General features: G+C 52.6%; 8 protein-coding genes and 1 pseudogene. 3 read left to right on the forward strand and 6 right to left on the reverse strand.

All coding sequences use genetic code 11. From position 1 onward, the window contains the following. Positions 1-245: 245 nt before the first annotated feature. Positions 246-1,544, forward strand: a pseudogene (locus tag FDX01_RS10200) (MFS transporter). On the opposite strand, the gene FDX01_RS10205 reads toward FDX01_RS10200, so the two are convergent. From FDX01_RS10205 to trxC, 5 genes are all read right to left on the reverse strand, one after another. Then, positions 1,541-1,864 (reverse strand): YfiM family lipoprotein, encoded by a 324-nt coding sequence (locus FDX01_RS10205; protein WP_137361873.1) that lies wholly within the window; start codon positions 1,862-1,864, stop codon positions 1,541-1,543. The pseudogene FDX01_RS10200 and the gene FDX01_RS10205 sit on opposite strands and share 4 nt — an antisense overlap. 43 nt (positions 1,865-1,907) lie before the next feature. Further along, the gene (pssA, locus tag FDX01_RS10210; RefSeq protein WP_117343486.1) at positions 1,908-3,263 is read right to left on the reverse strand and encodes a CDP-diacylglycerol--serine O-phosphatidyltransferase; all 1,356 of its coding nucleotides are present in this window, start codon (positions 3,261-3,263) and stop codon (positions 1,908-1,910) included. Positions 3,264-3,377: 114 nt separating this feature from the next. Beyond that, a complete protein-coding gene (gene pat, locus FDX01_RS10215; protein WP_137399724.1) occupies positions 3,378-6,038 on the reverse strand; it encodes a protein lysine acetyltransferase in 2,661 nt (886 codons plus the stop codon). Between the two features lie 36 nt (positions 6,039-6,074). Further along, the gene (gene tapT, locus FDX01_RS10220; protein WP_096756114.1) at positions 6,075-6,773 is read right to left on the reverse strand and encodes a tRNA-uridine aminocarboxypropyltransferase; all 699 of its coding nucleotides are present in this window, start codon (positions 6,771-6,773) and stop codon (positions 6,075-6,077) included. Positions 6,774-6,842: 69 nt separating this feature from the next. Next, positions 6,843-7,262 carry a thioredoxin TrxC gene (trxC, locus tag FDX01_RS10225; RefSeq protein WP_045446319.1) on the reverse strand — a complete coding sequence of 140 codons (420 nt, stop codon included), beginning with the start codon at positions 7,260-7,262 and terminating at the stop codon, positions 6,843-6,845. 208 nt (positions 7,263-7,470) lie between these two features. On the opposite strand from trxC, the gene FDX01_RS10230 reads away from it, so the two are divergent. After that, a complete protein-coding gene (locus tag FDX01_RS10230; protein ID WP_096756115.1) occupies positions 7,471-8,550 on the forward strand; it encodes a tRNA/rRNA methyltransferase in 1,080 nt (359 codons plus the stop codon). Between the two features lie 33 nt (positions 8,551-8,583). Here FDX01_RS10230 and ung read toward each other — a convergent pair whose 3' ends face one another. Continuing rightward, positions 8,584-9,273, reverse strand: a complete 690-nt coding sequence (gene ung, locus FDX01_RS10235; RefSeq protein WP_137399725.1) for a uracil-DNA glycosylase — start codon at positions 9,271-9,273, stop codon at positions 8,584-8,586. Between the two features lie 317 nt (positions 9,274-9,590). On the opposite strand from ung, the gene grcA reads away from it, so the two are divergent. After that, the gene (grcA, locus tag FDX01_RS10240) at positions 9,591-9,974 is read left to right on the forward strand and encodes an autonomous glycyl radical cofactor GrcA (protein WP_096756118.1); all 384 of its coding nucleotides are present in this window, start codon (positions 9,591-9,593) and stop codon (positions 9,972-9,974) included. Positions 9,975-10,039 lie beyond the last annotated feature (65 nt).

A 10,039-nucleotide genomic window follows, 5' to 3' on the forward strand; every position in this document is an offset into this window, starting at 1 on the left:
CTGACGGATGGGCTTTTTTGCGTCTGTTGTATGTAAAAGCGGGTGGATAGCCGCGTCAGTGCTTTATCCGTCCTGCAAAAATCTGTCCTTCCCTCCTCGTAAAAATCCGAAACCTTTCCCTGCTAATTAAAAATGTGATATATATCCCATAATAAAAAATAACAATTATATAACATCTCATTCACTAAAAATGCACTAGACATCATTGATAAATTCACAAGATCCTTGGCAGGGGTACAATTCTAATGGCTGATAGCAGTGTAACTGAGAATCGGGTGCTGACGGACAGCGACACCCGTCGTCGTATATGGGCAATCGTAGGGGCATCATCAGGGAATCTGGTCGAATGGTTTGACTTCTACATCTACTCTTTCTGTTCCCTCTATTTTGCCCATATCTTTTTTCCTTAAGGAAACACCACCACACAACTGTTACAGACTGCTGGGGTTTTCGCCGCAGGGTTTCTGATGCGGCCTATTGGCGGATGGATTTTTGGCCGGATAGCCGATAAGCACGGACGTAAAAAGTCCATGTTATTGTCAGTATGCATGATGTGTATGGGATCGCTGGTGATCGCCTGTCTGCCGGGGTATGAAACCATTGGCACTTGGGCACCTGCGCTGCTGCTGCTCGCCAGATTATTTCAGGGGCTGTCTGTTGGCGGAGAATATGGCACCAGTGCGACCTACATGAGTGAAGTCGCCGTGGAAGGTAAGAAAGGGTTTTATGCCTCATTCCAATACGTGACCTTGATTGGTGGGCAACTTTTGGCATTGCTGGTTGTGGTGATATTACAGCAAACGTTAGAAGACTCAGCGCTCAGAGCATGGGGCTGGCGTATTCCCTTTGCGCTGGGAGCCGTACTGGCGATTGTCGCGCTTTGGTTACGTCGTCAGTTAGATGAAACCTCAAAACAGGATGTGCGTGCGCTGAAAGAAGCAGGCTCCCTGAAAGGGCTATGGCGTAACCGTAAGGCCTTCGTGATGGTGCTCGGATTTACTGCTGCGGGTTCGTTGTGTTTCTATACCTTCACCACCTACATGCAGAAGTACCTGGTGAATACGGCAGGTATGCATGCCAACGTGGCCAGCGGTATAATGACGGCGGCACTGTGCGTGTTTATGCTGGTACAGCCGCTATTCGGCGCGTTGTCAGATAAAATTGGCCGCCGTACCTCGATGCTGTGTTTTGGCGCATTAGCCACGTTGTTTACCGTTCCTATCCTGACGGCGTTGCAGAATGTAACCTCCCCGTATATGGCATTTGGTCTGGTCATGTGTGCCTTGTTGATCGTCAGTTTCTACACTTCAATCAGTGGCATTCTGAAGGCCGAAATGTTTCCGGCGCAGGTCCGCGCGTTGGGGGTAGGATTGTCTTATGCAGTGGCGAATGCCTTGTTTGGTGGATCGGCCGAATATGTTGCGCTGTCGCTGAAGTCCGTTGGTATGGAAACCACATTTTTCTGGTACGTCACCGCTCTGGCCGTGGTTGCATTCTTTGTCTCATTACTGCTGCACCGCAAAGGTAAAGGCCTGCGCCTCTAATGATGGGCCATTTGCCAGACGGCATAGCCGGTAGATGCGCCGGCGACATCCCAGGCAAAATCTTTCCAACTCCAGCCGCTTCCTGTGGGGCGGCTGTCCCAAAGTTCTTTTGATGCGCCAAGGCTAATGGAGAACATGAAACCGATGGCAGCGCTGCGATCGGCGCTGTTTCCCTGATGCTGAGCGTACTCGTTACCGGCGGCGGCCAGCATGGCTGAGGCAATAAAGTGTTGTGCTTTGTCTTGCCCACTCCAGTTGTCGTTCGCCATATGGCTACAACCAGAAAGTATCAGGATACTGGCGAGAATAAACAGGCGCACCGTCGTCTCCATAGGAAAAACCCCGTCAGCGACGGGGTTCAGGTTACAGAATACGGCTGATTAATCTGTCGATTCGGATACGGCGGAGTCGACGGATGAGCTTACGCACTTTAACCGGATAGTCGGCAATACTCTGCAGGTCGCGATAGTGCTTAACAACGGTAGTATGTGTGCGGATGAGCTCCAGCTCTTTCTCACGCTGAAGAGTCAGTTCCTGCTTAGGATCGTGGATCAGAATGGCGTTTTCCAGATCCAGGCGCCAGGCTCGAGGGTTAAGGTTGTTGCCGGTGAGCAGCATCCATTTATCATCCACCCACATGCCTTTCAGATGATAAGTATTGTCATCATCTTTCCATAAGCGTACGACCAGTTGATCGGTATTAACGTAATACTGCAGTCGGCTCAGGAAGCGGCGAAGGTTTATTTCATACAGATAGGGCAGCGCGCCGATAATCTTAAACGGCTCATCTTCCGGGATGAAAAAGTCGTTAGCGGTCTTATCGCCCACGATAATTTCAACCTTTTTCCCTTCACGCAGAAGCTGGATAATATTGCGCACCAGTATCGCTGGCAGGTTGAAATAAGGAGTACAGATTGTGAGTTTCTGCTCTGCGCAGGGCATCAGATGGAAAATGGTCTTATTCAGCAGACTGGATTTTCCGAGCCCAACCAGAGGCGTCACCGAAAGCTGTTCATTATCCGCATTACCCTGGAAATGGAATGACGCATCACGTAATTCCTGACGATACAGGCGGATGTCGTTTTTAATTTCCGGGCTTTTAGGGCGATTGATATCATCAAGACGATTCACGCCGCGACCATTCATCAGGTTCTGCGTGACCCAGTCGAACATGATGTCAGCCATTTGCGCATTGCGAATCAACTGGTAGCGATCGTAGCGATATTTATCATGCTGATGTAGGTAAACGTCGTTCAGGCTGGCGCCGCTATACAGAACGCTATCATCGATGATAAAGCCTTTGAAATGCAGGACGCCAAGCGCTTCACGGGTGTTAATCGGTACGCCGTAGACCGGAATATCGATCCCTGGATTTTCTTGCGCCATTCGGCAGTACCAGTCAGCGTTGGTATTAGACGCTGCTGCGCCAATGCGTCCGCGCTGGGCACGATGCCAGTCGACAAGCACCCGGATATCAAGCTCAGGACGCTGCCGCTTAGCCGCATAAAGCGCGTCGAGGATGCCTTTGCCACCGTCGTCCTGTTCCAGATACAGGGCGATGATGCAAATACGTCGCGTCGCGCTGGCTATTTTCTCCAGCAGAGTCTCCCTGAAATTAGCGGGAGCATAAAAGAAATCTACATCATCAACTGATTGAGAAATCTTCGGTAGTTGGGCAAGGTGTTGTTGATGTTTATTACGCTTAAATTTTGACAACATCACAGTGCATTTCTTCTCTGTTCATTGAAGGGTCCTCTGTGCTATGCAGACGACATAAGCGAGCAATGATAACACCAGTACCCGTTAAAGTGGTCAACATTTCCAGTACCTTACTCACGATTCCTCATATTGGGCCAGATTAAGCGTTAGCCCAACAATTCCCTCTTCGAGCTGGACGTCTACAGCAAACCCGAGTTTTCGGGCCAGGGCGACCATCCCCCGATTGTTCGGCATCGTAATACCATTCAGACGTCTCAGTCCGTGATCTCGGGTGTAGGTAATTAATTTTTCCATCAATCGCCGCCCGAGCCCCAGCCCTTTGAGATCCGATCGTACCAGTACGGCAAATTCGGCATCGATGTTATCGGGATCGGAAATTGCGCGCGTCACGCCGAGGATCTCTTCAGTGTTATCACGGCAACGTACCGCCACAAAGGCCATTTCCCGATCGTAGTCGATCTGCGTCATATTGGCTAAATCTTCATGGGTAAATTCATTGATCTCACTGAAATAGCGGTAATACAGATCTTCCTTCGTCACTTGCGAAATGAACTGCTGCAGATGGGGTTCATCCTCCGGCAGAATAGGGCGGAACAGGCAGCGTTCACCATTTTTCATTTCGACCCACTCTTCAAGCTGATGAGGATAGGGACGCACGGCCAGTCTGCTTTCGTTGTCGCCCGTGAAGGGGGCAATATCCAGCGTAACATCGAGGGCGGTGAATTCACCGGCGGATGCCAGTAATGGGTGGATATCCAGACGTTGAATTTCCGGGCAATCGACGATCAAATTGGACACCTGAACCAAAAGCTGGCTTAAACCGGCGACGTCTAAAGGACGTAGCGCACTGCGGGCGCGAATCTTTTTGTTTTTGATCCCCTGGATAACCAGATATCGTGCGAGGTTCATGTTCAGCGGCGGCAATGCCACCACGGCTTGCTCTTCCGGTCGCCACTCTACGCCACCTTCTCCCAACATAATGAGTGGCCCAAATACCGGATCGTGTTCGACGACCACGCGCAGTTCCTGAGCCCCCGCGCGGTTAGCCATACTCTGGACAAGCAAACCGTGGATACGCGCCTGCGGCCAGGCCATTTTCACCCGATCAAAAATCGCATTGGCGGCCTGCTGCACTTCGGTTGCCGTTCGCAGGTAGAGCATAACCCCTTGAACTTCCGATTTATGCGGGATATCGGGAGAACGTAGCTTGAGCGCTACCGGATAACCAATTTGCTCGGCGATGTGTACGGCTTCTGCGCTGTCGCTGGCAATCCAGGTGGGCAGCGTGTGCAAGCCATAGGCGTGCAAAATAGGCTGAACTTCATGCGTATCCAGCGATGTTGCCCCGTCAGCAATCGCCTGTTGTAACAGATTATGTGCCTCGGCGGTGTTGGCCGTCAGGCTGTCAGGGAGCACTGGTGTTTCACGCAGTTGCTTCTGGTTACGCCGGTATTCAACCATATGCATAAACGCGGTGATGGTGCCTTCCGGTGTACGATAGGTGGGTAATCCCGCTTCACTAAACAACCTGCGTGCTTCCTGGGATGAAAACTCCCCGCACCAGTTAGTGAGTAAGGAGACAAACTTGCCGCGCGGATGTTGTTTCACCGCCTCAATCAGCGACTGGGCGCTTTCGGTGCCAGGTGCGGCTGCGCTAGGCGAGTGGATGACCATCAGGGCGTCGAAATCCTGGCTGGCGAGTAAAATATTCAGCGTTTTAACGTAATGCTCACTGCTGGCATCGTCGCGCAAATCCAGTGGGTTGGCGATATCAACGTGGGTTGGTAACGCATCGCGTAGTTTCTGGCAGGTCTCTTCGCTTAGCGTGGCCAGTTTGCCGTTTCGCGACCACAGCTCATCTAAAGCCAGTGCAGCAGGGGCGGCACCATTACTGATGATCATCAGCCTGTCGCCACGTAAAGGGCGCATGTGGCTGAGGGTTTCCACCGCTGAGAAAAGCTCGTGTGTGTCCTGCACGCGCAGCAGACCGGCACGCTGAATGGCGGCGTCCCAGGCTGGGTCCATCCCCGAGCTGGTATGCAGCAAGCGCTGAGCCGCCGGGCTGCGACCGCTTTTAATCACCAAAATGGGTTTGTTACGCGATGCGCTACGTGCCGCCGAGACAAAACGGCGGGCATCGCTCAAATGTTCAAGGTAGAGCAAAATCGCACTGGTTTTACTGTCGCGGGCCAGGTAATCAAGCAGCTCATCAACGTCAATGTCCAGACTGTCACCCAGGGCAATAAACCAGGAAAACCCCATGTCGCGCTGCTGCGCCCAGTCCAGAATGGTGTTGGAAATCGCCGCCGACTGGGAAATAAATGCCAGCTTGCCGCGTTTAATCGGTACCGGTGAAAAACTGGCGTTAAGCCCCTGCCAGGGGGCGAGAAGCCCCAGGCTGTTGGGGCCGAGCAAACGTATGTTGTAGCGTGATGCGCAGACCAGCAGTTCAGCGTGCTGCGCCGTGGGCGCTGACAAAATAATACAGGTTTTGCAGCCTTTCTCGCCTAGCGCCTCCAGCAGCGTCAGGTTGCGGCTGGCATTGGTACACAGCACGGCGAGATCGGGAGAAAAAGGCAGGCTGGCGATAGTGGGCCAGGCCAGCACGCCCAACACTGCTTTCCAGGCCGGCGTCACCGGTAAAACCGGTCCATTAAAGCCGCCGGCCAGTAAGTTACGCATCATCAGGTAACCCGCACGATTGGGCTTCATTGACGCCCCAATCACCGCAATGGATTTTGGTCGCAGTAGCGCTTCCAGACCACGTTGACTCATATCGGCTTCCTTAATGACACCAGTGACCGGATGATTTTAAACGTTTTCTGTCGAGTCTGCTGTGACGCTTCCCTGATGTTGGGTTTTTCCTGCCAGGTAGCGAGTTTTAAAAAGCGTGAAGTGCTCACTTAATCCTTCGGCTGCCTGTGTGTCTCCAGCCAGATCCAGTAAGGCAATCGCCACTTCGGCGGTGCAATACTGCCCCTCGGCATGGGCTTCGCGCAGACGGTAAGCGGAAAGACGTGATAAATCGACGGAGATAACCGGCAGGTTATCGAGGTACGGACTTTTACGGAACATTTTGCGCGCTTCTGGCCAGGTGCCATCAAGCATAATGAACAACGGTGTTTTACCCGTAGGTGGCGTGAAAATGACCTCACGGCCCTCGTCGGCATAAGATGCCGGGAAGACCACCATCGGTTGATAATCCGGATTGTTCACCAGTTCAAGCAGCGCTGACGGTGGCTCGGTGCGAGACCACTGAAACGCGGCGGTATCCGGCAGAATATCAGCAATCAAACGCCCGGTGTTGCTGGGTTTCATCGGTTCGGTGTCAAACATTACCAGGCAAAAACGACTCTTCGCCTGGGCAGGTCTCAGCGTTTCGCACAGGCACAGTTTCAGCGGCAGTAAGCAGCGCTGGCAGCGGCGAATACGGTTACCTCGGGCAAGAAAAGGGCGCGTGGCGCGCGCAAGGCGCTCGGCACGTAACTGGAGAACGGCGTTATTGGTCATCGGGAAGCACGTTGAAAAATGCTATTGTCGCAGAGGACAAAACGGGGCACAAGATGTGCCCCGTAGAGATTATAATGATTCGTTAAGCCAGCTATCAAACGGGGCTTTAGGCACTGCGCCATTGAGCATATCGACGACTTCACCTTTCTTGAATATCATAATGGTCGGAATGCTGCGGATGCCGAAACGTGCGCTGAGTTCGCGTTCAGCTTCGGTATTCACTTTAACAAAACGCACTTTACCGCTACGCTCTTCAGCGACATCTTCAAAAATGGGGGCGAAGTTACGGCATGGGCCACACCATGGCGCCCAGAAATCGACCACCACCGGAAGATCGTCTTTTAACAGCTTATCCAGCGTAGCACCGGTCGCATTGATCACCTCACCGTCAAACAGGTCGTGACCACAGCGTCCGCATTTGGCCGTATCCTGAACACGATCTTCGGGGATGCGGTTGATAGCCTGGCAGCTGGTACAAACGGTATTCATAACTAACCTCTGGATGAGTAGGGTGGACTTCGCGGCAATCACGCCGATATGTTTCTGTTATGTTACATATTATCGGGGAGACTGTTTTAAACAGCAATGCGTTTTATTCAATGAGTACAATAGTCATAAGCTTTTAAATGAAATAATGGCTAACGACGTGCACATCGGGTAATCTGCGCGCTTCGCGCAGAGCAGGTGGAGAAAAGAAATGAGCGACGAACTGAAGAACAAAAACGGCAAGGTCAAAGTGATGTACGTCCGCAGTGACGATGACTCGGACAAGCGCACCCAAAATCCACGTACCGGTAAAGGCGGCGGTCGCCCAGGTACTTCCCGAGCCGAAGGCGGTCGTCGCCCTGCCCGTGATGACAGAAAGGGTCCGAACAGTGAACGTGGCCGCGATCGTGGACGTGACCGCGATGTTGAACGCGACCGTAAACGTGAAGACTCACCGTGGCGTACCGTATCCCGCGCGCCGAGCGATGACGTAGCGGAAAAAGCCGATCACGGTGGGATCAGCGGCAAGAGCTTTATCGATCCTGAAGTATTACGTCGTCAGCGTGCGGAAGAAACCCGCGTTTACGGTGAGAATGCCTGTCAGGCGCTGTTCCAGAGCCGTCCGGACGCCATTGTCCGCGCCTGGTTTGTCCAGAGCGTGACACCACGATTTAAAGAAGCATTACGCTGGATGGCGGCAAACCGCAAAGCCTACCACGTGGTTGACGAAGCCGAACTGGCGAAAGCTTCCGGTACTGAACACCATGGCGGCGTGTGTTTCCTGATTAAAAAACGTAACGGTACAACCGTTAAGCAGTGGGTTGGCCAGGCAGGGGCGCAGGATTGCGTACTGGCGCTGGAAGATATCGCCAACCCGCATAACCTGGGCGGCATGATGCGCAGTTGCGCTCACTTCGGTGTGAAAGGCGTGGTCGTACAGGATGCCGCGCTGCTGGAATCCGGTGCAGCTATCCGTACCGCGGAAGGCGGTGCCGAGCACGTGCAACCGATCACTGGCGACAGTATTGTGGATGTGCTGGATGATTTCCGCAAAGCAGGCTACACGGTCGTGATGACCTCCAGCGACAAAGGTAAGCCGTTGTTCAACACCACGCTGCCAGAAAAAATGGTGCTAGTGTTAGGCCGCGAGCGTGATGCGCTACCGGAAGCAGCATGTTCTGCAGACGATCTGTGCGTAGCCATCGACGGTACGGGCAATGTAGAAACGCTCAATGTCTCCGTCGCGACGGGCGTCCTGCTCGCGGAGTGGTGGCGTCAGAACAAAGCCTGATAGTAAAAATGCCAGCGAATCGCTGGCATTTTTTTACTCGCTCTCAGCCGGCAGCACCGGCATCCAGTCGATCGGTTTTTCACCGCGTTTGTCCAGCCACTCATTTGCCAGAACAAAGTGATTGCAGCCAAAGAATCCGCGGTGTGCCGAGAGCGGAGACGGATGCGGCGCTTTCAGAATATGGTGACGCTGCGCGTCAATAATGGCCCCTTTCTTCTGCGCGTGCGCGCCCCAGAGTAAAAACACCACGCCTTCACGGTGCTCGTTAATCAGGCTAATGACTTTATCCGTAAAGGTTTCCCAGCCCAGACTGGCATGCGAATGTGCCTGTCCTGCCCGGACGGTAAGGACGGTGTTCAGTAACAGTACCCCCTGACGTGCCCAGCTTTCCAGATACCCGTGCGTGGGGCGTGTAAAGCCCGGGACCGTCGCTTCGAGTTCTTTATACATATTCAGTAATGACGGTGGAGTGGCTACGCCTGGGCGCACAGAAAACGCGAGGCCATGCGCCTGGCCGGGACCGTGGTAAGGGTCCTGTCCCAGGATGACAACTTTCACATCGCCAAGCTCGGTAAAGCGAAATGCGTTAAACACATCTTTTTGCGGCGGGTAAATCGTCATGCCTGACTGGCGTTCACCGGCGACGGTATGCAAAGTGTTAACAAAATAGGGTTGCTGTTTTTCTTCGGTCAGCACATCGTGCCAGGTTAATTCGGTAGTCATCTCGCTCTCCTGCGAATTTCATTCCCCCTAGCTTAACTGCTTCTCTCTGGGGCGCAAAATTCTCTACGATTCTCAAGGGACTACCCCTTAAAGATAGTTGAAAATTTATGTAAAAATTTTATCTACACGCATAGCGTAAGTTGATGTAAAACAATAAAATCCACTCATCACCACTTTGTGTGTGTGGTTTTTATTGATTTAAATCAAGGAATCAAGGGTGTGCGAGGGGTATATATACACTCAAGCAACAATGGTTTTACCAATTGGCCGCGCGACGGCCAACCGAAATCAAATAATTTTGCCGGGGAGGCATCAACATGATTACAGGTATCCAGATTACTAAAGCTGCAAACGACGACCTGCTGAACTCTTTCTGGCTGCTGGACAGCGAAAAAGGCGAAGCACGCTGCATCGTTGCTAAAGCAGGTTTCTCTGCTGATGAAGTCGTTGCCGTCAGCAAACTGGGCGAAATCGAATACCGTGAAGTACCGGTAGACGTACAGCCAGAAGTTCGCGTAGAAGGTGGCCAGCACCTGAACGTTAACGTTCTGCGTCGTGAAACGCTGGAAGATGCGGTTAAGCACCCGGAAAAATACCCGCAGCTGACTATTCGTGTTTCTGGTTATGCGGTGCGTTTCAACTCACTGACTCCAGAACAGCAGCGCGACGTTATTGCCCGTACCTTTACTGAGAGCCTGTAAGGCTCGCGGGGTTATACCCCCGGTAATCAGATAATAAAAAAAGCGGAACATGCACTGGCATGTTC

This window comes from Citrobacter sp. wls613, from assembly GCF_005281195.1.
GTDB classification, from domain to species: domain Bacteria; phylum Pseudomonadota; class Gammaproteobacteria; order Enterobacterales; family Enterobacteriaceae; genus Citrobacter; species Citrobacter gillenii.